General features: G+C 48.2%; 1 protein-coding gene. It reads left to right on the top strand.

Going from position 1 to position 959, the window contains the following annotated elements:
- On the top strand, positions 1–959 hold a 959-nt coding region (locus tag ACP7H9_RS14155; protein ID WP_439222924.1), incomplete at both ends, for an efflux RND transporter periplasmic adaptor subunit.

Raw genomic sequence — 959 nt, 5'->3', positions numbered from 1 at the left:
TAGCACTTGCGCTGAGCTTTTCGGTTATGGCGCAGGATGAACACGGACACGACGAAAAAGAAGATACCCACAAGGAAGAAGGCAAACACGAGCAAGGTGAACATAAGGAAAGTGCAGGCGTGGAGCTATCCAGCAAGCAGCTGTCCATGGCAGATATCACCACGCGAACCTTGCAAACTAAAGTCATTGAATACCCGGTTTATGCCCCGGGCGAGGTGGTTGCTAACGACTTTAACAGCTACATCGTGAGTCCGCGCATCGATTCGACCGTACTCAAACGTTTTGTCAGTATTGGCGATCACGTCGAAAAAGGTGAACCACTAGCCACACTCTTCAGCGCAACTATGGCAGAGGCGCAAAGTCAGTATTTAGTCACACTTAACGAATGGCAACGCGTGCAGTCACTCGGTGAGTCAACGGTGGGTGAAAAACGCTTTGTCGAAGCGAAAAATGCCTTTACCTCAGCGCAAGCGCAAATCAACGCATTTGGTATGTCGGTCAGTGATATTAAGCGTTTAAGTAAAGCTAATTACCCTATCGGCGAATACCAACTGACCTCAGAAATTGGCGGAATTGTGGTTAGCGATAAATTCAAGCAGGGCCAGCAAGTCAATGCCGGTAACCACTTGGTTGAAGTTCTGCAAGAAGAAACCTTGTGGGTTAATGCTCGGCTACCAGGCTCAGCTGACCTTAATGTGCAGTTTGGTGATCCTGTTGCAGTGAGTTTCGACAATCACCGCTTTGCGGCAAAAGTCATTCAGGAAGGCCACACAATAGACCATAAAACTCGCACCCGAACGGTACGACTTGCGGTAAATAACAAAAAGGACCAATTACACCCCGGTTTATTTGCGGATGTTTATTTCTCAGTCAAATCGGATAGACCGGTGCTTGCAGTTAAGGACTCTGCCTTGATGCGGGCACCTGATGGTGACTGGCAGATATTCATTGAGCACGAA

It is taken from the genome of Idiomarina sp. ST20R2A10, from assembly GCF_051842345.1.
Classification (GTDB): Bacteria; Pseudomonadota; Gammaproteobacteria; order Enterobacterales; family Alteromonadaceae; genus Idiomarina; species Idiomarina loihiensis.
The sequence above is the reverse complement of the archived record's forward strand: the minus strand, read 5'-3'. Positions and strand labels throughout refer to the sequence as shown.